The sequence below is a fragment of the Casimicrobium huifangae genome, assembly GCF_009746125.1.
In the GTDB taxonomy this organism is placed as follows: domain Bacteria; phylum Pseudomonadota; class Gammaproteobacteria; order Burkholderiales; family Casimicrobiaceae; genus Casimicrobium; species Casimicrobium huifangae.
In genome coordinates this window covers 3,497,092-3,523,988 of sequence record NZ_CP041352.1, presented here as the reverse complement: position 1 = coordinate 3,523,988, position 26,897 = coordinate 3,497,092, and the positions used below count along the sequence as shown (strand labels likewise).

At 63.8% G+C, this 26,897-nt stretch carries 24 protein-coding genes; 15 read left to right on the top strand and 9 right to left on the bottom strand.

What is annotated here, in order from left to right; genetic code table 11:
- The 3 genes from FKL89_RS15905 to FKL89_RS15895 all read left to right on the top strand — a co-directional run bounded on the left by FKL89_RS15905 (position 1) and on the right by FKL89_RS15895 (position 3,303).
- On the top strand, positions 1 to 240 hold the full coding sequence (locus FKL89_RS15905) for a hypothetical protein (protein WP_156863732.1): 240 nt from the start codon (positions 1 to 3) through the stop codon (positions 238 to 240).
- Between the two features lie 79 nt (positions 241 to 319).
- Positions 320 to 1,081, top strand: coding sequence for an imidazole glycerol phosphate synthase subunit HisF (hisF, locus tag FKL89_RS15900; protein ID WP_156863731.1), 762 nt, complete (start codon positions 320 to 322; stop codon positions 1,079 to 1,081).
- 230 nt (positions 1,082 to 1,311) lie between these two features.
- A complete protein-coding gene (locus tag FKL89_RS15895; protein WP_156863730.1) occupies positions 1,312 to 3,303 on the top strand; it encodes a sialidase family protein in 1,992 nt (663 codons plus the stop codon).
- A 183-nt stretch (positions 3,304 to 3,486) separates the two neighbouring features.
- Here the strand turns inward: FKL89_RS15895 and FKL89_RS15890 are convergent, their stop codons facing one another.
- Positions 3,487 to 3,978, bottom strand: a complete 492-nt coding sequence (locus FKL89_RS15890; protein WP_156863729.1) for a DUF456 domain-containing protein — start codon at positions 3,976 to 3,978, stop codon at positions 3,487 to 3,489.
- A gap of 82 nt (positions 3,979 to 4,060) precedes the next feature.
- Between FKL89_RS15890 and FKL89_RS15885 the strand changes: the two genes are divergently transcribed.
- A complete protein-coding gene (locus FKL89_RS15885) occupies positions 4,061 to 6,184 on the top strand; it encodes an exo-alpha-sialidase (RefSeq protein ID WP_156863728.1) in 2,124 nt (707 codons plus the stop codon).
- A gap of 10 nt (positions 6,185 to 6,194) precedes the next feature.
- Here FKL89_RS15885 and FKL89_RS15880 read toward each other — a convergent pair whose 3' ends face one another.
- On the bottom strand, positions 6,195 to 7,136 hold the full coding sequence (locus FKL89_RS15880; protein WP_156863727.1) for a LysR family transcriptional regulator: 942 nt from the start codon (positions 7,134 to 7,136) through the stop codon (positions 6,195 to 6,197).
- 115 nt (positions 7,137 to 7,251) lie between these two features.
- Between FKL89_RS15880 and FKL89_RS15875 the strand changes: the two genes are divergently transcribed.
- From FKL89_RS15875 to FKL89_RS15860, 4 genes are all read left to right on the top strand, one after another.
- Positions 7,252 to 8,106 (top strand): SDR family oxidoreductase, encoded by an 855-nt coding sequence (locus tag FKL89_RS15875; RefSeq protein ID WP_156863726.1) that lies wholly within the window; start codon positions 7,252 to 7,254, stop codon positions 8,104 to 8,106.
- 99 nt (positions 8,107 to 8,205) lie between these two features.
- The gene (locus FKL89_RS15870; RefSeq protein WP_156863725.1) at positions 8,206 to 9,315 is read left to right on the top strand and encodes an alkene reductase; all 1,110 of its coding nucleotides are present in this window, start codon (positions 8,206 to 8,208) and stop codon (positions 9,313 to 9,315) included.
- Positions 9,316 to 10,372: 1,057 nt separating this feature from the next.
- On the top strand, positions 10,373 to 11,179 hold the full coding sequence (locus FKL89_RS15865; protein ID WP_162527550.1) for an RCC1 domain-containing protein: 807 nt from the start codon (positions 10,373 to 10,375) through the stop codon (positions 11,177 to 11,179).
- A gap of 270 nt (positions 11,180 to 11,449) precedes the next feature.
- A complete protein-coding gene (locus FKL89_RS15860) occupies positions 11,450 to 12,253 on the top strand; it encodes a DUF1190 domain-containing protein (RefSeq protein WP_156863723.1) in 804 nt (267 codons plus the stop codon).
- Positions 12,254 to 12,350: 97 nt separating this feature from the next.
- Here the strand turns inward: FKL89_RS15860 and FKL89_RS15855 are convergent, their stop codons facing one another.
- Entirely contained in the window at positions 12,351 to 13,088 is a 738-nt protein-coding gene (locus FKL89_RS15855; RefSeq protein ID WP_156863722.1) for an SDR family NAD(P)-dependent oxidoreductase, read from the bottom strand.
- 202 nt (positions 13,089 to 13,290) lie between these two features.
- Between FKL89_RS15855 and FKL89_RS15850 the strand changes: the two genes are divergently transcribed.
- Entirely contained in the window at positions 13,291 to 14,187 is an 897-nt protein-coding gene (locus tag FKL89_RS15850) for a hypothetical protein (RefSeq protein ID WP_156863721.1), read from the top strand.
- Between the two features lie 141 nt (positions 14,188 to 14,328).
- Here the strand turns inward: FKL89_RS15850 and FKL89_RS15845 are convergent, their stop codons facing one another.
- The 3 genes from FKL89_RS15845 to ettA form a co-directional block, all read right to left on the bottom strand.
- On the bottom strand, positions 14,329 to 14,661 hold the full coding sequence (locus FKL89_RS15845; protein WP_156863720.1) for a hypothetical protein: 333 nt from the start codon (positions 14,659 to 14,661) through the stop codon (positions 14,329 to 14,331).
- Positions 14,662 to 14,844: 183 nt separating this feature from the next.
- A complete protein-coding gene (locus FKL89_RS15840) occupies positions 14,845 to 15,543 on the bottom strand; it encodes a hypothetical protein (RefSeq protein WP_156863719.1) in 699 nt (232 codons plus the stop codon).
- A 252-nt stretch (positions 15,544 to 15,795) separates the two neighbouring features.
- Positions 15,796 to 17,457, bottom strand: a complete 1,662-nt coding sequence (gene ettA / locus FKL89_RS15835) for an energy-dependent translational throttle protein EttA (RefSeq protein ID WP_156863718.1) — start codon at positions 17,455 to 17,457, stop codon at positions 15,796 to 15,798.
- A 193-nt stretch (positions 17,458 to 17,650) separates the two neighbouring features.
- Between ettA and FKL89_RS15830 the strand changes: the two genes are divergently transcribed.
- From FKL89_RS15830 to FKL89_RS15805, 6 genes are all read left to right on the top strand, one after another.
- Positions 17,651 to 18,520: a PhzF family phenazine biosynthesis protein gene (locus FKL89_RS15830; RefSeq protein WP_156863717.1), complete on the top strand. Its 870-nt coding sequence runs from the start codon at positions 17,651 to 17,653 to the stop codon at positions 18,518 to 18,520.
- 128 nt (positions 18,521 to 18,648) lie between these two features.
- Positions 18,649 to 19,824, top strand: coding sequence for a sensor histidine kinase (locus FKL89_RS15825; RefSeq protein WP_156863716.1), 1,176 nt, complete (start codon positions 18,649 to 18,651; stop codon positions 19,822 to 19,824).
- On the top strand, positions 19,821 to 20,576 hold the full coding sequence (locus FKL89_RS15820; protein ID WP_156863715.1) for a LytR/AlgR family response regulator transcription factor: 756 nt from the start codon (positions 19,821 to 19,823) through the stop codon (positions 20,574 to 20,576). Before FKL89_RS15825 ends, FKL89_RS15820 begins: the two co-directional genes overlap by 4 nt.
- A gap of 351 nt (positions 20,577 to 20,927) precedes the next feature.
- Entirely contained in the window at positions 20,928 to 21,344 is a 417-nt protein-coding gene (locus FKL89_RS15815) for a GntR family transcriptional regulator (protein ID WP_156863714.1), read from the top strand.
- Positions 21,337 to 22,224 (top strand): ABC transporter ATP-binding protein, encoded by an 888-nt coding sequence (locus tag FKL89_RS15810; protein ID WP_156863713.1) that lies wholly within the window; start codon positions 21,337 to 21,339, stop codon positions 22,222 to 22,224. Before FKL89_RS15815 ends, FKL89_RS15810 begins: the two co-directional genes overlap by 8 nt.
- Before the next feature lie 109 nt (positions 22,225 to 22,333).
- Positions 22,334 to 23,818, top strand: coding sequence for a hypothetical protein (locus FKL89_RS15805; RefSeq protein ID WP_156863712.1), 1,485 nt, complete (start codon positions 22,334 to 22,336; stop codon positions 23,816 to 23,818).
- Positions 23,819 to 23,835: 17 nt separating this feature from the next.
- Here the strand turns inward: FKL89_RS15805 and FKL89_RS15800 are convergent, their stop codons facing one another.
- From FKL89_RS15800 to FKL89_RS15790, 3 genes are read right to left on the bottom strand one after another with little or no spacing between them, the layout of a single operon-like run.
- Complete coding sequence (locus FKL89_RS15800; protein WP_156863711.1) at positions 23,836 to 24,870, bottom strand: adenosine deaminase; 1,035 nt, start codon at positions 24,868 to 24,870, stop codon at positions 23,836 to 23,838.
- A gap of 53 nt (positions 24,871 to 24,923) precedes the next feature.
- On the bottom strand, positions 24,924 to 25,838 hold the full coding sequence (locus FKL89_RS15795; RefSeq protein ID WP_156863710.1) for a patatin-like phospholipase family protein: 915 nt from the start codon (positions 25,836 to 25,838) through the stop codon (positions 24,924 to 24,926).
- A complete protein-coding gene (locus FKL89_RS15790) occupies positions 25,838 to 26,458 on the bottom strand; it encodes an OmpA family protein (RefSeq protein WP_156863709.1) in 621 nt (206 codons plus the stop codon). The genes FKL89_RS15795 and FKL89_RS15790 overlap by 1 nt, the downstream gene beginning before the upstream one ends.
- Positions 26,459 to 26,897: the final 439 nt, after the last annotated feature.

The following is a 26,897-nucleotide window of genomic DNA, read 5'->3' as shown; positions in this document are numbered from 1 at the left end:
ATGAACGCTGAGGGCGACGGTCTCGGCTTCACTTTCAAGCGCAACAAGAACGGCGAAGTCTGGGTGGCCCATCACGGCCGAAAGGTAACCACGCTACGTGGTGCAGCAGCCGTTGACTTTCTGGCAGAAATTGATGATGCAGGCCTGGTCGAGCAGCAGCAACTGATGGCGCGCATCACGGGCCACTACAAACGCGGCAACGAGCGGCTCGCGTCGAACCATCCACGCAATCGTTCCTGACTTATCCAAGCATCGTGCGTCTCCTTCCCATTTCGTCATTCGTCATTCGTCTTTCGTCCTTACGTGCGGAGCACGCGTAATGCTCTGCAAACGAATCATCCCCTGCCTCGATATAAAGGACGGCCGCGTCGTCAAGGGCGTCAACTTCGTCGGCTTGCGCGATGCGGGCGACCCGGTCGAGGTAGCAAAGCGCTACAACGACCAGGGCGCGGACGAGCTTTGCTTTCTTGACATCACGGCCAGCGTCGAGGCACGCGGGCTGCTCTACGACCTGATTGAGCGCGTCGCCTCGCAGGTGTTCATTCCGCTTACAGTGGGCGGTGGTGTGAAGACCGCCGAAGACCTGCGACCCCTGCTGAACGCGGGTGCCGACAAAGTGAGCATCAACACCTCCGGCGTCAATAACCCGCAGATCTTCAACGACGCCAGCCACTTCTACGGCGCGCAGTGCGTGGTGGCGGCGATCGACGCCAAGAAGCGCGCCGACGGCAGCGGCTGGGAAGTTTTCGTGCACGGCGGGCGCACGCCCACGGGCAAAGACGCGGTGGCCTGGGCGCGCGAAGTGGCTGAGCGCGGCGCCGGTGAAATACTCCTCACCAGCATGGACCGCGACGGCGCCAAGATTGGCTTTGACCTCGAACTTACCCGTGCCATCGCCGATGCCGTCAGCATCCCGGTGATCGCCTCCGGCGGCGTCGGCAACCTGCAGCATCTGGTCGACGGCGTCATCAAGGGTGGCGCCGATGCCGTGCTCGCCGCCAGCATCTTTCACTACGGCGAACACACCGTGGGCGAGGCGAAGGCGATGATGCGGACCACAGGAATACCCGTACGCCTCTAGCCCGGGCTGGCGCGAAACGCCGCCACAGTGTAAATTCCAACGGTTTTGACGGGCAGATACAGCCGGAGTAAGCGCTAACAGCGTTGGCGTGGTCGCCGCGCAGGCTTCCGGCAGGCTGACACTTCCAGCTGCCACTTCCCGTCCGTTCTCATGGGCTCGCTGATCGAGCGCAGCCCCGCGCAATGGTGCCATCGGCGTCCGTTGCGACTGGAATATCCCGAGAGACCCACATGAATTCATCCTGGTTGTCGCGTTTACTGGTTTTGCTCGCCCTGTGTGGAGGTGCCGCCTGTCCGGGTGGCTCGCCCGCCGCGCAAGTGGTCACGGTAACGGTGGTCGAGTACTACAACGCAGCGCTGGACGCTTACTTCATCACCGGTCGCCCGCAGGAGCAGGGTTATCTCGACGGTCTCGGCGGTGATTTCGTTCGCACCGGCATGACCTTCGGTGCGCGTTCATCGCCATCGGGTACAGAAGGTGAAATTCGTGTCTGCCGCTTCTTTATCAGTCAGTCCAATCCGTTTGTCAGCACCCACTTCTACGGCCGTGATGACACTGATTGCGCAGCGCTGCGTAGTACCCGTCCTGCCGGGTTTACTGACGAAGGCATCGAGTTCTACACAGTGCAGCCAACGAGCAACGGTGCCTGCGTTTCGCCGAACAGCATTCCGGTGTATCGCAGCTTTCGCCCCGGCGTTGGCGGCCGATCGCCCAATCACCGCTACAGCATCACGCGCGAGCGCTTCGATGCCTTGACGGCGGCTGGCTGGGCGCCAGAGGGCGTCGTCTTCTGCGCACCCATCGCCGCGCCGTCGACCGAGCCGGCGCAGGCATCCTTCAAACGAACCGTGTCGGCAGCGGCGTCGCCGCTGGCCGGCGATTGCCGTGATTGGCCCACCGGCAGCGCGCGGGTCGGCAGCGAAGCCTCCACCCAGCTCGCCATCAATCCTGGCAATCCGCGCCATCTGACCGCCACCTGGTTGCAGGATACCGGCAGCAATGGCGCCTCGCGTGGTACCGCCAGCGCGGTGTCGTTTGATGCCGGGCAGAGCTGGCAGACCAGCAGTCCGAAGTTCACCCGTTGCTCTGGTGGCAACGCCGCCATCGGCGGCGATTTTGAGCGGGTGACCGATATTGCAACGGTGCTGACCAGCGATGGTTTGGCGCTGCAGATGGCCCGCGTGGCGAGCGGCGAGCTCTACACCACGTTCGCCCGCAGCGCCATCATGATTGCGCGCAGCAGCAACGGCGGCCGTAACTGGGACGAAATGGCGACACTCGCCATTGAGCCCACGCCGACTTACAACCTCGACAAGCCGGTGCTGGTGGCCGATGCCGACGACAGCCGTTATCTGCACGCGGCGTGGTGGCGCACCAATGTCGAGACCGGTGTCACCGCGTTGCGCTACACGCGCACTTCCGATACTGGCTACATCTGGACCGATCCGGTGCAGATTCTGACGAACGTTCCCGGCAGCTCAATGAACCAGGGGCGCCTGCTCAGCCTGCCCAACGGCGTGCTGGTCTATGCCTACATCGACGTGGTGCGGCTGTCGCCGAATCCGCAACTGGTGGGCAGCTGGTTGCGCGTGATTCGCTCCAGTGATCGCGGCCAGACGTGGTCGGCTCCGATCACGGTGTCACGTGCTGAATCGGTCGGCACCACATCAGCCGATCGCACCCGCGTTGCCCGCGACAGCGCCGGCCTGGTCTCCATCGCTGGCCGTGGCAACAAGGTCTATCTGGCCTGGCAGGATTCGCGCGTGGGGGGCGGCTCGCACGACGGCATCGTGCTGGCGCGCTCCACCGATGGCGGCGCCAACTGGTGGGACGCGGTGCGCGTGAACGGCAGCGACACCATCCCGGCCTTCACGCCGACGGTCAGCGTCCGCCGCGATGGCATCGTCGCCGTGTCGTATTACGAGCTGGCCAGCGCCTCTGCCTTGCCGTCCTCGCCAATGCCGGTTGCCTTCCGCATCGCCCGCTCAACGACCAGCGACGCCGACACCTGGCGCAATGTTGCGGTGGAGGATGCGTTTGACTTCTCGGCGGCGCCGGGCAGCAGTCGTGGTCGCATTACGAACGGTCTGTATCTGGGGGAAGTGCACGGCCTGGTGAGCACCGGTACCAGTTTCTCGGCGCTCTACGTACGCACCCGCGCGACGCCCACCGACAGCACCGAGGTGGTCTTCGCCAACGTGGCGGATGGCTCGTTGCGCTAGTCGTCGCGTAGCGGCTTTTTCGGCAAACGCTCATTCAATCGGGGCTTCGCCTCGATTCAGCAAAAAGTCGACTTAACCGCAAACCGGCCGTCAAGCCCAATTGGCTCAAGCTTGGACGGTAAATGCTGCTTTTGGCGGCTTGTGTGTGCAGCCCACCGCGCCCGGCGGGTTGGCCCGCCCGGTTCAGCCGGTGAACACCAGCGCGGCAACAAAAATGCCGATCATCATGAACACCAGCACCAGCTTGACGATGGTGCCCACGATCAGGCCGAGCCAGGTGGCAAGGCCAACCTTGGCGGCTTGCCGGGTGTTCTTCTGCGCGATGTACTCGCCGATGACCGCACCCACGAACGGCATGAACAGCACGCCGACCAGCCCCATGAAGATGCCGGCGATGGTGCCGAGTGCGGCGCCGATGATCGCCAATTTGCTGGCGCCGGCTTTTTTTGCACCGAGGACGGTGGCGAAATAGTCGGTCACCCAGGCGATGACCGCCAGCACGGCGATGATGGTGACTACCCACCACTTCACCCGCGTGAAGTCGTCCAGCCAGGCGCCGAGCACGATGCCGGCCAGCACCAGCGCCGTGCCGGGCAACGCCGGCAGCACGCTGCCAGCAACGCCGACCACAATCAGCAGCACCACGGCGACCCAGCCCAGCATTGCAGCATCCATTGAGTCCCCGCCTCCAAAATCCGACAATGCGGGCAGTGTAAGCGCGCGGTCCTGATGCGCACTGCCCACCTCCGGAGAGATCATGATCCGTTCGCGTCTGCTGTCGACCGCTACCCACATCGCCGCGATGCTGTCCCCGCTTGTGCTGGGGCCGGTGGCCGTGGCCCAAACTTCCGCTCCGGTCACAGTCGTTGAGTATTACAACGCGACGCTCGACGCTTACTTCATTACCGGTCGTACTGCTGAGCAGACGACGCTGGACGCGTTGCCCGCCGATTTTCGCCGCACCGGCATGCAGTTCGCGGCAGCCGCAGCTGGCGCAGCCGCACCAGCGGGCGATGTACGCATCTGCCGCTTCTACATCAGCGTCGCCAGTCCGGCGAGCGCGTTCACCAATTCCCACTTCTATGGACGGGAAGGCATCGACTGCGAGGCAATACTCGCGCAGCTGCCGGCCGGGTTCAGCTACGAAGGCTTCGATTTCGCAGTCACGTCGCCAGCGACACCGGGGGCCGCCGGCTTGCCTGCCGTATGCCCGGGCAACGCGCCGACCCGCGTCTATCGTGCGTTCCGGCCCGGTGCCAATGGGCGCACCGGCAATCATCGCTACACCGTCAGCAGCGCCAGCTATGAGGCGATGATCGCCGCTGGCTGGGCCGGCGAGGGCGTTGCCTTTTGCGTTTCCACAGCGACTGACGTGGCGCGGTCTCCGGAAAAGAGCTTTCAGCGCGTGCTGACCGGTGCTGCCCCCAATGTGTCACCGTTTTCGCCAACCTGCAGCATCGCCCAGAGCGGCACTGCCTACATCGGCGCCGAAGTCGAGCCCTATCTGGCAATGAACCCATCCAACGCGCAGCATCTGCTTGCGGCGTGGCAGCAGGACCGCTGGGCCAACGGCGGCGCGCGGGGCACGGCCTCGGCGGTGTCGTTCGACGGTGGCAATAGCTGGACTTCCAGCCGCGCCGCCTTCTCGCAATGTGGCGGCGGCGACTACGAGCGCGCCACCGACCCGTGGGTCACTGTCGCCCCCGGCGGTGCGGCGTACCAGATGGCGCTTGGCTTCAGCGGGCAGGAATCGACGCCAAGCTCGATCAGCGCCATGATGGTGGCACGCAGCGCCGATGGCGGCATCACCTGGGGCGCACCAACGACGCTGATCCGTGATGTCGGCGCCACCTTCTTCAACGACAAGAACATGATGGTCGCCGACCCGCAGGATGCGCGCTACGTGTACGCCGTGTGGGGCCGACTGCTCTCGAATGGCGGTGGCCCGGCGTACTTTGCCCGCACCACCAATGCCGGCACGACCTGGGACGCCGCACGCAGCATCTATGACCCCGGCAACACCAATCAGACCTTCGGCAACCAGATGATTGTGCTGCGTGACGGCAGCGTGCTCAATTTCTTCACCGACATCATTCGTGCAGCCACGTCGGCCAGCGCACGGGGATCGTATCTGCGCGTCATTCGCTCGACTGATCGCGGGCAGAGCTGGAGCACGCCGGTGACTGTGGCGCTCGATCTCGGTATCGGCGTCAGCGACCCGGCCGCCGGGCGCGTTCGTGACAGTCGCGGGCTGCCCTCTGCCGCGGTCGGTCCGACCGGCGAGATCTTCGTTGTCTGGCAGGACGCGCGCTTTTCGCAGGGCGCCTACGACGGCATTGCGCTGTCGTCGTCAAAGGATGGCGGGCTCTCCTGGAGCGAACCCCTGCGCATCAACGCCCGTGCCGATGTCGCCGCGTTCGGCCCCAGCATCGCCATCCGCGCCGACGGCACCGTCGGTGTCAGCTACTTTGACTTGCGTGCTGCCAGCAGCGCCGGTGCGCTGACGACGACGTATCGCCTGACCACGTCAAGCGACGGCAAGTACTGGCGCGAGAGTGGCATCGAATCCGCATTTGATATCACCCAGGCGCCGTTCGCCAATGGCTGGTTCATCGGCGACTATCACGGACTGATTGGTCGCGGCACCAGTTTCGGCGCGCTCTACGCGCGTGTCACTGGCGATGCGAACAACCGCACCGACATCGTCTTCGCCAATCTCGCCGAGGGCACGCTGAAGTCTGCTGCACCGCGCTACCTTGCGACTGCCGGCATGACCGAGGCAGCGGCATCAAGCTGGCTGCGTGAAGCGGCACTGCAGGCGGCGGATCGCACAGCTCGTGCCCGCGTCCGTCGCGACGACGTACTGCCGCCGTCGCCATAGTTGCGGGCGGTCAGGCCTCGTACTGCTGCAGATCCTTCGGCGTCACGTGCAGCGAGACTTCATGCTGCAGCGTGTCCAGTGCGAAATCGACAAAGGCGCGAATGCGCGGCGCCACAAACTCGCGGTGCGGGTAGTGGATCACCATCTCCCGCCGCCCGAGATCGTTGCAGTGACCAAGCACTGATTTGAGCTTGCCGCTGGCGAGATAGTGCCAGGCAAAGTGCGCCGCAACGCGCGCAACGCCGATGCCCGCAGCAGCGGCATCGCCGACCGCCTCGGTGTCGGAGAGCGTCAGCACCGGTTGCGCCGGTTCGAACTGCACCGCCTTGCCCTTGACCTGGAAGTCCCAGGTGGACGTCGCGCCCGATGCGAAGCGCAGCGCAATGATGCGATGCTTCGCCAGATCGTCGGGTTGCTTCGGCACGCCGTGCTTGCGCAGATACGCCGGGCTCGCCACGCAGATCGTATGCAGCGCACAGACGCGCCGTGTGATCAGCGACGAATCGGCAATCGCGCCGCCGCGAATGGCCACGTCGTAGCCCTCACGCACGATGTCCACCTTGCGGTCATCAAAGCTCAGGTCAAGCCGCACGTCGGGGTAGCGCTTGCTGAATTCGGGCAATAGCCGCAGCAGATAGCGCCGTGCGAAGGCTGCGCCGGTGGTCACCCGCACCAGTCCGGACGGCGCGCCAGTACGGTCACGCAACGCCTGCACGGCATCGTCAAGCGTGGCAAGGCCCATCTGCGCGTGCTGCAGGAACACGCTGCCCTCCTCGGTGAGCGCGATCGAGCGTGTGGTGCGGTTGAACAGCCGCACGCCGAGGCTCTCCTCCAGTCGCGCGATGCTCGCTGCCACCGCCTGTGGCGAAAGATCCAGCGAGCGTGCCGCACGGGTGAAGCTGCCAACGCGTGCGGCAGCAACGAAGGCGATAGCGCCCCGGATGTGGTCCATTATTTACAACACAATATGGATAATGTTGAAACAGTCTACCCATTTTTGTTGATCGCAATCTGCCCAACAATTCGCTCCATCGCAATTTATTCACCTGATGCAACAGGAGCAAATCATGGGCAACAAAATTCTCGTCACCGGCGCCAGCGGCAATATCGGCAGCGCACTCGTCAACGAACTCAAGGCGGCCGGCGCCGACTTTGCGGTGATGACCAGCAAACCCGGCACGGCAATCGCTGGCGTCGAAACCCGGCACGGCGACTTTGCCGACATCGGTTCACTCACCAAAGCATTCGCCGGAATCGACACCTTGTTCCTGCTGTTCCCGCTGGTGCCGAACAAGGTCGAGCTGGCACGCAACGCTGCGGCCGCGGCCAAAGCGGCGGGCGTCAGGCACATCGTTCGCTCCAGCGGTGCCGGTGCTGACGCCGCCAGCCCGTTTGCGCTGCCGAAGCTGCAGGGCGAGATCGACGACATCCTCGCCGGCACCGGCATCGCCACCACTTTCCTGCGACCCAATGTGTTCATGCAGAACTACGCCAACTACCAGACGCAGGCGATCAAGGACGGCACCATCTACGCCGCCGACGGCGGACAGGCGCAGAGCTTTGTCGATACCCGCGACATCGCCGCTGTGGCCGCCCGCGTGCTCACCGCGCCCGCCACGCATGCGGGCAAAGCCTACACGCTGACTGGCGCCGAGGCAGTTACCGGCATTGAAGCCGCGCGACTGATCAGCGCCGCTGTCGGGCGCCCGGTGCAGCATGTGAGCGTGCCGACCGAAGCAGCGGTGGCGACGATGAACCAGTGGGGCATGCCGCCGTTCATCGTCAACGTGATGGATTCGCTGAACCACATCATCAGCGCGGGTTACGCCGCCGGAGTTTCACCAGACGTGGAATCGCTGCTCGGCCGCAAACCGCGCACGTTTGCCGCGTTCGTGGCGGAGAGTGCGGGAACCTGGAAGTAGTCGCACGACGCCACGGCACAATGTGGCGCTGATTTTGATCTGGAATAAACGGGAACAGCCCCAAGCTTGGAAAATCCACGTTTTCCTGAACTGTTCCCGATGAATTCCATGTCCGCTGACCCGACAACGCTGTTTACCCCCGTTCGTGTGGGGGCCATCGAAGCTGCCAACCGCATCTTCATGGCGCCGCTCACCCGCTGCCGCGCCACGCCGGGGACGGACGCCGCCAACGCGCTGATCGCCGAGTACTACGCACAGCGCGCCAGCGCCGGGCTGCTGGTCACGGAAGGCACGCAGATCCTGCCGTCGGGCAAGGGCTACATGGGCACACCGGGCATCTACAGCCCCGAGCAGGAGGCCGGCTGGCGGCTCACCACCGATGCCGTGCACGCCAAAGGCGGCAAGATCGTCGCCCAGCTCTGGCATGTCGGCGCCATCTCGCACCCTGACATGCAACCCGGCGGCGTGCTGCCGGTGACGGCCAGCGACGGCTTCAAGCCCGGCGGCACGACCTACACGCAAAACGGCAAGGTCGAGCGCGTGGCCGCCCGTGGCCTCACCACGGCCGAGGTCAAAGAGATGGTCGCGGCGTTCAAGCACGCCGCAGAGGTAGCGAAACGCGCCGGCTTTGACGGCGCCGAGATTCACGGCGCCAACGGCTACCTGATCGAGCAGTTCACCCGCGACAGCTCCAACCACCGCACGGATGAATACGGCGGCAGCATCGAAAACCGTATCCGCTTCGCCGTGGAAGTCGTCGACGCCGTGATCAGCGTGTTCGGCGCTGATCGCACGGGCATCCGCCTCTCCCCGGTCACGCTGGCCAACAATGCCAAGCCCGACAGCAACACCCAGGCCACCTACGGCGCGCTGGTCGAGGCGCTCGCCGCGCGCAAGGTCGCATTCGTGCACTTCATCGAGGGCAACACCGGCGGCGCCCGCGACCTCACCGGCTTTGACTTCGCGTGGGCGAAAAAGACGCTCGGCGCCGCCGGCGTCACCTACATCGCCAACAACAAGTACGACCGCATCCTCGCCATGCACACCATCGCCCACGGCGCGGCCGACGCCATTGCCTTCGGCGTACCGTTCCTGGCGAACCCGGACCTGCCTGAGCGCCTGCGCCGCGACGCGCCGCTCAACCCGCCGCGACCGGCGCTGTTCTACTCGTCCGGGGCCGAGGGCTACACCGACTATCCGGCGCTGTAGACGAGGGCGCGATCGGCCGCCGTCCGGATCGTGCTGCGCCGGACGTAGCCGCGATGGAGCAACGCGGAATCGAGGGTGACCTTGGCTTGCCAATAATGCCTCGATTCCGCTGTGCTGCATCGAGGCTACGGCGCGAATGCCGCTACACCCGTGACGCGCTCACTGGCGACGCATCAACTTTTTGGCAAAACGCCCAACAGAATTGGGCTCAGTACCTCATTTAGCCAAAAGTCAACTTGTGACTCAAATGGCATTGAAGCCCATATCGAATAAGTGTTTCAGCAAAAAGCTGATCAAATTTCCGCTGTCGTCGGCAGGCATAAATCCCGCCATTCCCCGATAACATCGTTGCATCACCCGGGCGGCAACCCGCGCCGGGGCACAACATACCGTTTCGTCCGGCAGAGGGGGTTCAGATGCAAACAGGCACATTGCGCCGCAGCGTTGCGCGCGCGTCGAAGGGTTTGATGGTGGCGGCGTCCGTGCTCGTTGCGGCGACAGCCGTCGCACAGATGCGGCCCATGGAAAAGTTCATTCGCGTGGGCATCGGCACCGGGCCCGGCAATACCACCGTGTGCGGCCTTACCGACACCAACCTGTTGCGTTGCTGGGGGAGTGGATCGTACGAGTATCCGCAGGTCCTCGACCAGCTGGAGACGCAATCCGGTGCGTACACCTTTCGCAGTTTCTGGATGGGTCCGAGTGGCGTCTGCTCAGTAATGGACAACGTCGCTGATGGCACCTCGCGAACTGGTTGTTCAGCGGTGGTGTACTCAGCGACGGCTAGCGCCGCGACTTGGGCCGATTTCGGACAAACAACTGTGCTAAGAAGTTCGTCGGCAGCGTGGGCGTCGCCGGTGCTCGCGGGCGCAAGATTGCGATTGGTCCTATCAATACCTGCGCGATTTACGGCGCCAGCGCGACCCCGGGCTCGGCTGGCCAAGTCGCCTGCTCAGGCGAAAACTGGGCTGGCGTATCGCTTGGCATACCCTCCGTTGGCAGCACCGTGTTTGGTAGCGGCGTCATTGCCGGGTTGATCAATATCGTTGATATCTCCGTGTCGACCGATGCTAGCTTCACCTTAAACGACGATGGCGGCGGATTTACCTGTGCGGTGGAAGGGCCCGGTGCCGATCAGGGCAAAGTCAAGTGCTGGGGCTACATCTTGGCGGGCCAGCTCGGTAACGGTCAAACGGCAGTGCCGCCGACGACGTATGGCGCATCGTCCCCCGTCGTCGCCACCGGCATCAGCACGGCCACCGCCGTCTCCACTGGCTCGCGACACACCTGCGCGGTGCTCGCGGACAACACTGCGAGCTGTTGGGGGGCCAACCCGGATGGTCGGCTTGGCAACAACAACGGGGCGGTGGTGAACGTACCGACTGTGGTGGCCGGGCTTTCCGGGGTGACATCGGTCGTCGCCGGTTACACCCATTCCTGCGCCATCGGCACCAGCGGCAACGTCTTCTGCTGGGGGAACAACGCCGGCGGCCTGCTCGGCAACACCAGCTTTACCGGCGCATTCAGCAGCACGCCGCAGCAGGTGACCGGCGTTACTGGCGCGAATACGCTCACGATCAGCCAAACCGGCGCCTGCGCGACACTCACCAATGGCAGCATCCGCTGCTGGCCCGCAGCCACCGACTTCCCGGCGATCGCGGTGCCAGGCGACTGCAACATGGATTTCGACGGCAACGGCAGTGTGTCCGCCACTACCGACGGCTTGATGGGGCTGCGCGCGCTGCTCGGCCTCTCCGGCAGCGCGGTAACCAACGGCGCTCTCGGTGCCGGGGCGCGCTGGAGCTGGCCAGAAATTCGCACGGTGATGACGCGCAACTGCGGCATTCCGGGGATTGCACCATAGCGCACAGCACAACGGAATCGAGGCATTGGTTCACCGCGCCAAGGTCACCCTCGATTCCGCGCTGCTGCATCGAGGCTACACCCCGTTTAACGGCAAGTAGGGTAGGCAACTCGTTGCCCACGCGTCGCCTAACTTCCCGCAAACGGAACCGCCCACCCGCTACCTGACTCACGTCCCCGCCGTTCGTCGGTCGCGGCATTGAGTTCCCGCCCACCGGCCTGCACATTCGCCTGCGCGCACTGTTGCTCGCATGACGGGCGGAGGCCATTGATGATTTCCCTGTTCAACACCAAAGCGGTTGTGCTGGCTGTGGGCGCCGCGACGCTGGCGCTTGCCGGCTGCGACCAGGCCACGCCACCGCGCGCGATGCCCAATACGCCGCCCGCTGCCGTCGCGCAGGCGTCGGCCACCGGCGTCAGCGCCGCTGCACAAGCGCCGACAATGCAAAACGGCACCGAGGCGATCAAGGCCTGCATCGCCAATGGCCTCTCCGAGGCTACCTGTGCTCAGGTGTATCACGACATGATGGCGGGCCGCCCGCCGCAGGGCGCCGCCACCTTTGCCGAATGCGAGGCGAAGTATGGCGTGGGCCAATGCGGCAGCAACCCGGTGCCCACCGCAAGCGGCACCGGCAGCGTGTTCCTGCCGCTGGTGGCGGGCGCGGCACTGGGTGCGCTGGGCGGTTATCTGCTGTCGAAAAACCTGGCCCCGAAAGGCGCCTATGTGCCGCCCACCGACTGGCTGAAAAATCGCCCGAGCATCAGCGCACCGCAGAACCCGGTGGCGGGCGCGGCAGTCGGTGGTGCCAGGAGCACCAGCGCTTATGCGCAGGCGCCGGGCAGCTACAACACCAATGCGCCGAAAGTGGCGGGCGTGGATGCAAAGACTGCGCAGTTCGGCACACCCGGCGGCGCCAAAAGCAGTGTCGCGCCGCCACCGGTCTCGCAGCCAGGTAGCGCGTACAGCCCGCAGGCGCCGGCCGCCAACGCGCCGCGTTACGGTAGCGGCAACTACGCCTACAAGGCGCCGCAAACGTCGCGACCGGGGGCGCGCAATCTGGGGCGTCGGCGCTAAGCCAGGCGAATCACCGTAGCCCGGCTGCTCGCAGCCGGGTTCGCTTGCACGACGGTTACAGCCACCTCCCGGATGTGAGCATCCGGGCTACCTCCACCTACCCCACGCTGAGATAGCCGCCATCCACCGGCACCAGCGTGCCGGTCATGTAGCGGGCGGCGTCGGAGCAGAGGAAGAGGATTGGGTCGGCGATTTCGGCCGTCTCGGCCCAGCGACCCATCGGGATGCGGCCCATGATCTGCGCGTTGCGTTCCGGGTTCTCGCGGGCGCCGCGCGAGAGCTCGGTGATCACCCAGCCGGGTGCCACGCCGTTGACGCGAATGCCGTCCGCCGCGTAGGCCGCGCCGAGTGACATCACCAGATTCTTCACCGCGCCTTTTGATGCCGAATACGCCGGCTGCACCGGCCCGCCGAAGTAGCTCATCACTGACCCGATGAACACGATGGCGCCCTTCGACTGCGCCAGCAGTGGCCGCGCCGCAGTGGCCACCCGCATGCCGCCGTTGAGGTTGACATCAATCACCTCCGCGAAGGTTGCCGGCTCATGCTCGGCGCCACGGCGGATGATGCCGGCCGAGTTCACCACATAGTCCAGCCGCGGCACGCTGCCGATCAGGCGCCGCACGGCGTCGTCGTCACGCACGTCGAGCGCCTCAATGCGGATGCCCGCGAACGCCGGGTTCACCTTCGCTGCCATCAGCTCCTGCTCGGTCACACCGCAGGCGATCACGCTAGCGCCCGCGCGCTTGAACGCGAGCGATGCGGCGGCGCCAATGCCGGAGACGCCGCCGGTGACGAGGGCCACTTTGCCAGCGAAATCGAAAGTAGTGTTCATGGCGGTGTTGCTTGCGGTTGGTTACGGTGTGGACGTCCGCGAATGTAGCCGAGGTTTGCCAGCGCGGGCGTTACGGGTTCGATGTAACGGTCTGTAACGCGGTGGCGGCGGTTCTGTAGGGTTTGGCCACGTCTTTAATAGCAGAATGCCAGTGACCGTAAAGCGCGTCGTGGCAGCAGACAAAAACTGATCGGAGGCCAGCATGGCACGTTACGTGGATGTGATCTTTGACGTTGTTCCCATTCAAATCGAGCTGCAAACCAAACAGTACTCGATGTACCGGCCAGAGGCCTGGATGAGTTCACCACAATGGTGGGCCAAAGGCGTGCGCGGATTGCCGGCCGCCACCGTGGCAGCATTCCCTGGCTTCAAGGGTTACGGGGCTTACAAAGAGACGCCCGGCATTTCGATTGAACTGTTCAACCCCGATGGCTCGCGCTTCGTCTACCTCGGACTTTCCGGCGGGATGGGTGGCGGCACCGTCTATGGCCCGCGTACTGGGCCAGCACTACCACGCACCGGGCAATGGCGGCCGACCGACAAGCCGATTCCGCACACCTGGTTTGGCCTGATGTTCAAGGCGGGCGGCGGCCTCGGTCTTGGCGCCGAGGGCCAGGCGGCGGTGATGATCAGCTCGATGAACCGGCCGCATGGCTGCACGATTGGCGCGTTGAGTGGCCGCCTCGGGCCATCGGTGGGCGGGTCAGGTGGCCTGGCCATCGCCTTCGCCACCGGCTTCACCCACGCCGATGACTTCAGCAGCTACACGGCGGACGGCCTCGACTGGGCGCTGAGTTTTGGCGGCAAGTTCGGCGACTATGTGAAGAGCGCCGGCAAGCTGGGCACCGTATTGCGCGGCGCCAACGGCATGCTGGAATCACTTGAAGGAGCAGCGCGACTGAAGGCGCTGAAGGACGTAGCGCTGAAGCCGGGCGTCGAAGCCGAGATCTACGGCGTTGCCAAATCACTCATCTCCGGCAGCCTGATCGACACTGACCTGCAATCCATCACCGTGGTCGACATCCCGCTCGCCGGCGTCGGCGCCGAGATCGGCATCTACTACGCGAAGACCGGGTACAAGTGTTTGTCGGAGTGGTAACAGGCGGGCCGTGGACGTGCGCGTTCGGGTCTTTGTGGTGTCGTAGCCTCGATGCAACGAAGTGGAATCCTGGGAGACCTTGCGCGATAAACAAATGCCTCGATTCCGCTGTGCTGCATCGCGGCTACCGGTGTACGCAGGCTAACGATCGGGGTCGGCCGCGTGGCCTAGTCCCGTCAGCGTGCCGCCTAGCAATGCCGCCGCAGCGCTCCACTGCATACCGGTGACGTTGAATGGGAAGTAAACGCGGATGAACAGCCCAGCGCCGGCGATCAGCAGCGGAATGCCGGTCACGTAGCAAAAAATTACCAGCACCCGCCGCCACGCGGGAACGCCGCGATCCTTCATCTGCTGCCAGAACGAAGGCGAGCGAAACGTCACATCGTGATGGCAGGATGTGCAGATCGCCGTGTTCGCCGCGTTGACCGTATTGCATCGAGCGCAGCGCCAGTCGTAGTCGGGGGCTCTGATCATTCGCGCAGGTTAGCGCGTGGTGGTGCGTTGTGGCAGGCCAGTGCGACGGTTGGAACTTGGCCGGCTTGAGGCGGCGAGTTGCGCGACGGAACGCTGAGCGTGGCTTTCAAACGCGGTCCGGCACGCAGTCTTCATGCGTCGGAACCGCAAGCGTTCCGACCTACGCGCTACGATTTTTACGTGCTATTCGCGAATCGCGCAGAATGCGGTGCCATCAAGGCGATAGCCCATCGCCTGCAAACTCGTAAGTGTTGCGGCATTGGCAACGTACCGATACTTCGGCTGGCTCGCGCCCTGAGCGATTCCGCTGACCCGAAAGACCGGTGTGAGCGTGCTGTTGGCGCACGTCGCCACACCGTTTGAAGTCGTGACGGCGGGCGCCGAGAAGGCAACTCCCTCGTATGTCCACCACCGTGCGCTGGTCGGCGCGGTGTTGACCTTGCCCATCCAGGTCGCGAATTCCCCTGCATCGGCTGTGAAAAAGTGCGTCACCGTGCCCGCTTCGTCGGCACCAAGAAAGCGATGTACTGGTACTAGATCACCAACCCGCGGCAGCCGCAGCCGCAGCGGCGTGAGTTGCCAGCCATCGCCCGCACCGCCGCGCTGAATGAAAACAAAGTCTTCATCCTTTGAGCTGATGAAATAGTTTGAACCGGTCGCACTACCGCGCAAGACATACTCGAACACTTCGATAGTGCTGCCGGGGAGCGTCGCAACGGCATCGGCGCCCCAGAACGCAATCTTTGCACCTCTGTCACACAGCGCAGTTTGCAGATCGTTGCTGCTGCTGTAGACGCGCGAGCTTAAATTGGCTCCGGTGGTCGTGAATTGCGTCGAATAAAAGTTCCCTTGCGCGTCAACCTGAATGTAGACAGGTGCCACACCCGGAGCTTGAGCAGGCAGTACCGTACATGTGGGTAGTCCTGTAGCAGGATCCGGAGCAGAGGCATGTGCCAGAGGGAGTCCGCACAGCGAGAGCGCGGAGACAATCGCTTTGAGGTGGGCGAAGCGCGTGGAGCTATGCATCTTGCGGTTCCTCTCGTCACTCATTTGGGCTGTTCCAAAAACGGACGTTAACACTGCGATCAAGTTGACATCCGTCTCTGTCGGGCCAGCCAAACCCTTGACCGTCGACTACTTCAACGCCTTGAACCGCACCCGATGCGGCTTGGCGGCTTCTTCACCCAGACGCTGAATCTTGTTGTTCTCGTACTCGCGATAGTTGCCTTCGTAGAAGAACCACTTGCTGTCGTTCTCGGCGGCCAGGATGTGGGTGCAGATGCGGTCGAGGAACCAGCGGTCATGGCTGATGATGACTGCGGTGCCGGCGAATTCGCCAAGCGCGTCTTCGAGGGCGCGCAGCGTTTCCACGTCGAGGTCGTTGGACGGTTCGTCGAGCAAGAGCACGTTGCCGCCCTTGAGCAGCGTCTTGGCCAGATGCAGACGGCCGCGCTCACCGCCGGAGAGGTTGCCGACAATCTTCTGCTGGTCCGGGCCCTTGAAGTTGAAGCGGCCGATGTAGGCGCGGCTCTGCATTTCGAAGCGGCCGACCTGCAGGATGTCGGCGCCGCCGGAGACGTCTTCCCACACCGTCTTGTCGTTCTGCAGGTTCTGGCGGGACTGGTCGACGAAGGCCATCTGCACCGTGTGGCCGATGACCACTTCGCCGCTGTCCGGCTTCTCAACACCGGTGATCAGCTTGAACAGCGTGGATTTACCGGCGCCGTTGGGGCCGATCACACCGACGATGGCGCCCGGCGGGATGCGGAACGAGAGGTCGTCGATCAGCACGCGGTCGCCGTAGCTCTTGGTGACGTTCTTGAACTCGATGACCTCGTTACCCAGCCGCTCGGCGACCGGGATGAAGATTTCGTTGGTCTCGTTGCGGGCCTGGTATTCGTGGCTGGACAGCTCGTCAAAGCGGGTGAGACGCGCCTTGCTCTTGGCCTGGCGGCCTTTCGGGTTCTGCCGCACCCATTCCAGCTCTTTCTTGAGCGCTTTCTGGCGGGCGGATTCCTGTGATTCTTCCTGCTTCAGGCGGGCCGATTTCTGGTCGAGCCATTCGCTGTAGTTGCCCTTCCACGGGATGCCGTGGCCACGGTCGAGTTCGAGAATCCATTCGGCGGCGTTGTCGAGGAAGTAGCGGTCATGGGTGACGGCCACCACGGTGCCGGGGTAGCGCGCGAGGAACTGCTCCAGCCAGTCCACGCTCTCGGCGTCCAGGTGGTTGGTTGGTTCGTCGAGCAGCAGCATGTCGGGTTTTGAGAGCAGCAGGCGGCAGAGTGCGACACGGCGCTTTTCACCGCCGGAGAGCAGGCCCACCTTGGCGTCCCACGGCGGCAGGCGCAGTGCGTCGGCGGCGACTTCGAGCTGCTGCTCGGTGTTGTGGCCGTCACCGGCAGCGATGATCGCCTCCAGCTCGGCTTGCTCTTTGGCCAGCGCGTCAAAGTCAGCGTCCGGCTCGGCGTAGGCGGCGTACACCTCGTCCAGCCGCTTCTGCGCGCTGGTCACGCTGCCGAGGCCTTCCTCGACGATCTCGCGCACCGTCTTGTTCGGGTCCACCTCGGGCTCCTGCGGCAGATAGCCGACCTTGATGCCGGGCTGCGGGCGCGCTTCGCCAGTGAAATCCTTGTCAACGCCCGCCATGATGCGCAGCACGGTGGATTTGCCGGCGCCGTTGAGGCCGAGCAGGCCAATCTTGGCGCCGGGGAAGAACGACAGCGAAATGTCCTTGATGATCTGGCGTTTCGGCGGAACAAGTTTGCTCACGCCATTCATGGTGTAGATGTATTGCATAGATCCGATCAGCGGTTCGAATGTGTCATTCCCGCGAAGGCGGGAATCTAGACCCGGCACGTTGATCGAAGTAGAGACGACCACGAATGCGCCAGGCTCGCGCACGGTCTGGGTTCCCGCCTCCGCGGGGACGACAGGCCACATGAGCTTTGCCCGTATTATCTCAGGCCCATCATTCCGGTGCCTGTACGCCATGCGCAGCTTCCGCTACCAGCTCGTCAACGTCTTCGTCGAATCCGATACGGCCACCTTCGGCGGCAACCCGCTTTGCGTGTTCGAAAACGCGCACGGCATGACGGATGCGGAGATGCAGGCGCTGGCGGCGCAGTTCAACCTGTCGGAGACGACTTTTGTGTTGCCCCGCGCCGGCACCCATCCGCGCGTGCGCATCTTCACCCCGCGTTACGAGTTGCCATTTGCCGGCCACCCAACGGTGGGCACATCGCACGTTTTGGCCAGCCTTGCCGCCACCGAAACCGGCACCGCGCCCGACCGTTTGACGCTCGGCCTCAACGCGGGCGACATCCCTGTGACTTGCGACGTTGGCGCCTGGACTTTCACTGCGAACGGGCACACCTCGCGGCCGATCAACGCCTCGCGCGAGCGCTTGGCGGAGGCGGTTGGCTTGACGCCGGCCGACCTTGCGGGAGAGCCACGCTTCGTGTCCACCGGCGCCGAGCAGTTGATCATTCCAGTGCAGTCGGTTGCTGTGCTGGCGCGGGCGAAGCCGGTTGCTGACAAGCTACAGGCGGATTTTGCGAACGACGCCGGCCGTTACATGGCCTATCTCGTCGCGCGGGTAGCGCCTGGCCGCTTCCAGACGCGCTTTTTCTTCCCGACCGCGAGCGGCATGACGGAGGATCCCGGCACTGGCTCCGCCTGCGCCAATCTTGGCGGCTATCTGCTCGACGCCGGTGAACCGGCGCCGTCGCAGTTCACGGTGACGCAGGGCGAGTTCATCAACCGTCTCAACGTGTTGCAACTCTCGCTCACCGACGAGCGCCGGGTGCGCGTGGGCGGCCGCGTGCTGGCGCTGGGCGCGGGGGAAATTCACCTGCCGTAGCAGTTCCCATCGGCGCCCGCTGCGGCGCAGGGCGTCACGCATCCAGCCAAGTCGTCATCCGTCGCGTCAGGTCGCCATCGGCGCCACGCCCGCTGACGGCACGGCCATGGCTGGCTAAGCTCCCGCCCATGACTTCACCGCTCACCCCCGTCAGGCAATGGTACGCCGCGCTCGAAGCGCGCAAACTGGCAGCGCTCACGCCCGAATTGCGCGAAGAGGTGCTGGCGTTTGACGCCAGCATGCGACGCCACAAGTGGCGCATGCTGGCTGCGTCGTTCGCGATCTGGATGGCGGCGGCGGCAGCGTTCCGCTTCGGTGTGAATGACACCGGCTGGGTCGAGGCGCTGGTGCTGTCGTTTTTGCTGCTTGCAGCGACCGGGTTCTCGCTGCTGTCGGTGTGGTTCGGCCACTACAAGTTTCGCCTCAACACGCGGATGGTGCTGAAGGTAGTAGGGCTCAGCGTTGCCGGGGCGCTGGTGGGCGGGATGATCGGCCGCCTGTCCCGTCGCGGCACGCTGGACGGTATGTTTGATGGTCTGGGCAGTGTCGGCAGCCGCGTGTTCATCGCCGGCCTGATCGTCGGCGCGATCTATGGATTGCTGATTCTCGTGGTGGTGCAGATGCGGCGGCGTTTGCTGCAGGCCCGACACGCGGCGCTGCAACGGCAGGCCGAAGCCGACCGCACGGCGCGGCAGCTGGCCGACGCACGACTGAAGCTGATGCAGGCGCAGGTGGAGCCACACTTTCTGTTCAATACGCTGGGCACGGTGCAGGACCTTGCCGAGGGCAAGGCGCCGGAGGCGGCAGCGCTGACACGGGAGCTGATCACCTTCCTGCGGGCGGGCTTGGCCGGGCTGCGCACCGAGACCACCACGCTCGGGCGTGAATTTGAAATGGCGGCGGCATTCCTCGCCATCATGAAGACGCGGATGGGTGATCGCCTGGCGTTTTCGCTTGAATTGCCGCAAGCGCTCGCCGGCGAGCCGGTGCCGCCCGCCATGCTGATCTCGCTGGTGGAGAACGCCATCAAGCATGGCCTGGAACCGGCGCTGGACGGCGGTGACCTGCGTCTGAGCGCGCAGCTGGACGGTGACACGCTTCGCATCGCGGTCGCGGATAGCGGTGTTGGCCTCGCGGCAGCCACCGGCAACGCATCGGACGGCGTCGGCCTGTCCAACATCCGCGAACGGCTGGCCGCGATTTACGGTGAGGCCGCAACGCTCAGCGTTCGCGACAATCCCCCGCATGGTGTGGTGTCCACCCTTACTTTGCCAAGAACGAAAGCCACCGGGAGCACCCCATGACCACCGCACTGATTGCCGACGACGAACCGGTGATGCTGGCGCGCATTCGCAATGCTCTCGCGGAGGCGTGGCCCGAGCTGGACGTGGTTGCCGAATGTCGCAACGGCGTGGCGGCGCTGGAGGCGTTTCATGCGCACAAGCCCGACGTCGCATTCCTCGATATCCGCATGCCGGGCAAGACCGGGCTGGAAGTGGCGGCCGAGATTGGCGACAGCGCGCATGTGGTGTTCGTCACCGCGTACGACGAGCACGCGATCGCTGCCTTTCAGAATGGCGCGGCGGACTATCTGCTGAAGCCGGTGGAGATTGCCCGACTGCGCGAGACGGTGGCGCGCCTGCGCAAACGCATCGAGCAGCAGCCGGCCAGCGCGCCGGCTGACCTGACGGCGCTGGTGAAATCGCTGCTGGAACAGGCGAAGCCGGCAGCGCATCTCAAGTGGATCCGCGCGTCGGTGGGCAACGTCACGCGGCTGATTCATACCGACGACATCCTGTTCATCCAGTCCGACAACAAATACACGCGGATTGTCTGCAAGGGCGCCGACGCCTTTGTTCGCACGCCGATCAGCGAGCTGCGCGAGGGGCTCGACCCGGAGCGGTTCTGGCAGGTGCATCGCGGCGCAATCGTCAACGCCCACGCCATCGACCGCGCGGTGCGCGAGGAAAGCGAACGACTGGTGCTGCACTTCCGTGGCCACCACGAAAAGATCGTCGTTTCGCGGCAGTATTACCCGCTGTTCAAGCAGGACTAGCTGCGGCGCCTGCGGCGGTGGCTACGTCGCGCTGAAAGCTGGCCAGCACCCGGCATCAACTGCCCGAAACTCGCGCCTGTTCTCGCGCACCGGCACACGACGCATGCACACGGATCGGGTGCGTTCGGCGGTCACGCAGCAAAAACGCAGCAGTAGCTTTTTCAGAAAAGTGCCGTTTGAATCGAGCTAATCGGCTAATTAAGCCGAAAGTCGACTTCATGGCGTTCAGCGCTTGAGGCCCAATGAAATGGTGATTTGAAGAAAAAGTTGATGCACTTTTCGGGTTCTGCGATGACTTGTGTATTATTGTAGTAATACAGTAATTTATGACCGTCTTCAGATACCTCCAACGTGTTCCGCTTCGAGCTGCAACCTTCGTCCGCCACGCCGCTGTATCGACAAATCGTCGAGCAGGTGACACGCGCGGTCGCGGCTGGCGTACTGCGCGACGGCGAAGAGCTGCCCTCGGTGCGCGCCGTGGCGCAGGAGTACGTGATCAACCCGATGACGGTGTCAAAGGCGTACTCGCTGCTCGAAGCGCAAAGCATCGTCGAGCGGCGGCGGGGGATGGGGATGTTTGTGCGCACTCGCGAGGCGACCGCGGAAAGCGATCGTCTGGCCCTGCTGCAACCGGCACTGGAGCACGCAGCCCGCGTCAGTCGCCAGCTTGGTATCAGTGCCGACGAAGCTATCGCCGCATTCCAGCAAACACTCGCTCACTTGCAACCGGCGTCCGCCATCGGCGGGCAGGAGACTTCGGATGAATGAAGCTACGACGGTGTTCGTCGAAAAACCGATACCTGCGGGTAGCTTGCCAGCGATAGTGGCAAGCGGTCTGACCTTGCGGTATGGCACGCGCACGGTGCTTGATAACGTGACTTTCGAGCTAGCAGGCGGATCAGTGCTGGGACTGGTAGGGCGCAACGGAGCAGGCAAGACATCACTGCTGCATTGTCTGCTGGGCTTGACCGCACCGACTTCAGGACAGTCCCGCGTGCTGGGCTGTCCGAGTCTTGATCTCGACAATGAGACGAAAGGCAATCTTGGCTTCGTCGGCCAGACTCCGGAGCTGTTCGAGTGGCTGCGCGTACGTGAGCATGTTTCGCTGCTGGGGCCGATGTACCCAAACTTCTCTGCGAGCCGGGCGCAAGATTTGTTGCGACGCTTTGAGGTGCCTGATCTTCGCGCCGGCAAACTCTCACCGGGGGAAAGGCAGCGCCTCGCCATCGTGCTCGCGCTGATGCACCGTCCAAAGTTGCTGATCTTCGACGAGCCGGTGGCAAGTCTCGACCCGATGGCGCGGCGCGACTTTCTGCGCGCGTTGATTGAGCTCGACGCTGACGATGCGCAGGCGCCGACGGTGGTGATTTCAAGTCACCTCCTCGAAGACCTTGAGCGCGTGGCGACACACCTGCTTTTCCTTCGGGACGGACGGGTGCAGCTGATTGGGGATCGCGAAGAGCTGTCCGAAAACATTGTCGCGGTGTACAGCGAGTCGCCGCCGTCAGCGTCGCCGGGGGTGATCAATAGCCATCGGCTGGAGAGCGGTGGCTGGCGAAGCCTTCTGGATCGGCGGCTTGCGGGCGCTGCCGCGAACGATGGCGAACCACTCGCGCTCACCGACTTGTTCCTCGCATTGAACACGTGAGCGTACAGTGATCAGTTCATCCGCCGTTGTCTGTGCTGGAACGCGACACCATGGTCTGACACTTCAGCAATGGTGGCAATTCGCAGCTGGCTTGCTGGGCGGTCGCCTGATGCTGATCATGGCCTCGGCTTTGCCGCCGTTGGCTTGCGCCTATGCTGCTTACCTCGCTATACATCCGGTAGCCGTATTGAGCGGGCATGGAAGTGCGATAGCTGCCGCGGTTGCCATTTCGTCGTATGCGTTTATTGGCGGCGTCGCGGCATTCATGACTTGCCGGCGATTCGTTCGCCAGCACGCGATCGCACGACTCACTCCGAAGGTTGGTGCGAGCGTCCGCAGTTTGCAGGTCCTGGCTTTGGCCTACTCAATCGTTATGCTTCCAATTGCAGTAGCGCTACGTACCTACATGCAGGCGCCGCACGTGTATCTGCCGGGGGCAATGATGTCATTCGCAGACGTCCGAATGCAGGACGTTGCCGGTCAGGTGGCAGTGCTGCTGTTTGCAGCGGTCATGCTCGCGGCCTATCTGGCGCAGCAAACGGTTCGACCTTGGCTTGGTTACCTGATTGCCTACTACGGTGTTGCCCCCTGGGGTACGACGACATTCGCTGTCGGCGTCACCCTGATCCTGGCTGTCGCGGTAGTCATGGACCGGCTGTGGTTCACGCCTGTCCAGCATCGTCGATTTGGGCGCGGGCCGAAGGTGGAGAGACTGCTTACAAAGAGCGATATCGAACAGTTGATCGCTCGCGAAGTAGGCTGGCCAGAACGGCTATACCAGTGGCGCATCGCTCGTGCAGCGCGATCGGCGCGGAAGTCAGGTGCTGCAAGGCTTGTCGCATTGCTTGGGACTCGCGATCAGCCCCTCCAATACGGGCTTGCGATTGTGCTGACACTACTGTTCTTCATACAGACAGGCGGCGCGAGTTTTATGGGACGATTTGCGTTGCTATACCTTCCCATGGTTGCAATGACGCTCGCCATGCCATTGCCACAACCGCTTACGCGGATGTGGCTGATCCCGGGCGGTTGCGCGCGCCCAATGCTTGGACGCCTGGTATTGCGCGTGTGGCTGGCAGATGCCTGGCGTCGTTTGGCTGCGGGAGTCGCGTGCTGGCTGGTGCTGAATACACTCTTCTGGGTCGTCGGCTGGCGCCCGCTCAACTTCGCTGCGCTTTTGCCGAGACCGCCAACCAGCCTCGAAGTGCTCGTTTGGCTACCGCTCACCCACACAGCCGCTCTGGCCGGGTTCACGCTTGCCACTTGTCTGCTCATGGCGGCTTGGCCGCGCTTGCTGGCCAAACCAGGAGCGATGCGTGGCGCGGTATTTGTTTCGGCTCTCGCGGCTGGCGCCCTGGCAATCGTCTTGATGCGAGTGTTGTCGGGCCCTGGCGAGGCCAGCTTTTTCCGCCCACAGGATGGTGACGACCTGCGCACGTATCTGCTGGTCAACGCCTTGCTGCTGCCGCTATGTGCTGGTACGGTTTTTGTTGCATTGCAGCCAGCCTGGCGGCGGGCAAACATCGCGCAAATGTCCGCATCCATGCAGAAGTTCAGTCAACGACTGGAGATGCTGCACAAACAGGGTTGGTGAAATCCCGAAATGGCCCGTCACAGCCCGTCAATCACCGCCAGATGCCGCGCCTTCTGCACCTCGTGCAACCAGCTGGCGCGGATGCTGTTGGCGGCTAGTTTCTTGAGGTCTTCCGCCGTGAGGTCGAGCGCTTTTGCGGTGGCGCGATAGTTTTCGCCGACGTAGCCGCCGAAGTAAGCCGGGTCGTCGGAGTTGATGGTGACCAGTACTCCGGCGTCCATCAGTTTCTTGATCGGGTGCGCCTGCATCGACGACACTGCACAGAGCTTCACGTTGGACAGCGGGCACACCGTCAGCGGCATCTGCGCGCGGGCGAGGCGTGAGACCAGCGCCGGATCGTTGATCGACCGGATACCGTGATCGATGCGGGCGACGTGCAGGATGTCGAGTGCTTCAACAATGTATTCCGGCGGTCCTTCTTCGCCGGCGTGTGCAACTACTGGCAGGCCGCGGGAGCGAATCTCCGCGAATACACGCGCGAACTTGGATGGCGGGTGTCCGACCTCGCTGGAATCAAGCCCGAAGCCATGGAAGTTATCCATGTAGGGCTCCAGTTCGGCCAGCGTGTCTATCGCGTCCTGCTCGGTGAGATGGCGCAGGAAGTTCGGGATGAGCCGCCAGGTGATGCCGAGTTCGGCCTCGCCGTCATGCAGCGCCTGGACGATACCTTCGACGAAGACTTCGGGATCAATACCACGTGCGGTGTGCGTCTGCGGGTCGAAGAAGATTTCCGTGTGCACTACGCCGTCGGCCTTGGCGCGCTGCAGATACGCCCAGGTGAGATCGTAGAAATCGTCCTGGTCGCGCAGCACATCGGCACCGGCGTAGTAGAGGTCGAGGAACTCCTGCAGGTTGCCGAAGTTGTAGGCAGCGCGCAGCGCCTCGACGTCGGCATAGGGCAGGGTGATGCCGTGCTTCTTGGCCTTGGCGAACATCATCTCCGGCTCCAGCGAGCCTTCAATGTGCAGGTGCAGTTCGGCTTTGGGCAGCCGCGCAATCAGCGTGTCAACGCCGGCGCGGTCTTTCTGGAGGAGGTCGGCGAAGGAAGTCATGGCCGCAGTGTATGCCGCCGCATCCGCCTTCGCCAGACGTCAGGTCGTCACCACTACGCGCGCTTTTTCGGGGCGCGCCAGGCGGCGAGCTTTTCCTGCACCACTGGGGCGAAGCGGGTGCCGGTGCTCTGCCCAATCTGGATGAACGCGGCGCGAGCATTGAAATCGGTGCTGGCGATGCGTGCGGTGTCGGGGCGTATCACCACATCAGCCTGCTCGGCTTCCAGCTTGGCCAGTGAGCGGCCCATGATGTCGAAGCTGTGCATCACCTGCTCATAAATGCCCACCGGCGTGGCGTTGAGCGGGCCGCTGCTGACGTCCACCGCGATCACGAAGTCGGCACCAGCGTCGCGCGCAATGCGCACTGGTACGGGCGCTACGAGGCCGCCATCGACATATTCCTGATCGTTGATCTTCGGTGGAATGAACACGCCCGGCACGCTGCAGGACGCACGCACGGCGAGACCGAGATCGCCACTGCGGAATGTCTTCACCTCACCGGTACGCAGTTGCGTCGCCACCGCGATGAACGGAATGCCCAGCGATTCGATCGGACGCTCGCGGGTGGCCTTGTTGACGAACATCTGTAGCGTGTCGCCCATCACCATGCCGCGTTTGGCGCCTGTGCCCATGTCGACGATGTCGATGTCCTTCACCCGGATGGCCAGCTCCTCCATCTGCGCGCCGGTGAATCCGGCAGCGTAAAAGGCGCCGACCAGGGCGCCAGCGCTGGTGCCAACGATCAGATCGGGCTTGATGCGGGCGGCCTCCAGCGCCTTGATCACGCCGATATGCGAGAAGCCGCGGGCTGAGCCACTGCCGAGCACCAGAGCCACGCGCGGGCCGTCTGCGCGGGCTGGCGCCTTGCCTGGCTGCGCCGAGGCGGCGCCAGCCAGCAGCAGCGGGGCCGTGGCGAGCATGCGCAGGCTGTTGCGACGGTTGCGGTCGTGATTGCTGGACTCGGACATCAGCCTTTCCCCTTCCCGGCTTCAAGGGCGGCCTTGACGCGGGCGGCGGCGTCCTCGAACGAGTTGGCGGGCTCGCCGGCGGTTAGGGTTTCGACTTTTTCGTCAATGACGATCAGCTCGGTGCGGCGATTGAGGCGGCGGCCCGCTTCGACGTCATTCGGTGCCGCTGGCTGGGTGAACGAAAGCCCCCGGCGCGACAGCCGTGCCTCGGGCACGCCGCGAGCGATAAGCGCGGCGGCGACAGCATCGGCACGCTGCTCGGAGAGCTTTTGATTGAGCGCGGCCGCGCCGACGTTATCGGTATGGCCCTCGACGGCGACGCGCTTTTGCGTCTTGCTAACCAGCAGACCGGCGATGCGATCGAGGTAGGCGCCACTTTCCGTTTCGTTCAGGTTGGCCTTGCCAGTTTCAAACAGCACAGTATCGGGCAGCACGATCTGTACGCCGCGATCGAGCTGGGCGATTGGCAACACCACTTTCGGACGCGCCGCCACCGGGGCTGGGGCAGCGGGCGGGGCCGACGAGCAGCCGGCGAGCAGGGCGCCAGTCAGCGCGAGGACGGTGAAGACAAGGGCGGTACGCGCAACGGCGGGCGCCGTCGCGGCGTGAAATCGGGTCATTGGGAGCTCCGTGCAGTAAGGGCGGTAAGGGCCGGGCAGTGGACTGCCGGTCTGTTTTTCTTTGCGGTATCAGCGCGGCGCGAAGCGTAGAAGAGTGCACCGGCCGGTGCAAGCCAACGGCCGATGCCATTGTCCTGTCAGGCCCGCGGTTGCAGCTTGTCAGGTGGGCTCAAGTAATTGATTTATCGAAATAATTTCACCAATGGCCAAGCGTCACACGGGTATGATGTGGGGTGAATTTCTAGATTTTTCCTAAGCTTGCTGGCAAGCCCGGTTGCTGCCTTCGACAGGTAACCGGGGCTCGCCGTCTTGACCCGCGTCAGAGACACGCAAGCGATTTCGGGCAAACTGGGAACATATTCCGCATAGTAGAAAATGTGCGTTTTCGTCGGCCGTCATCAGACGCCTGACGTGTACCAGACTGACGCAAGAACGGACG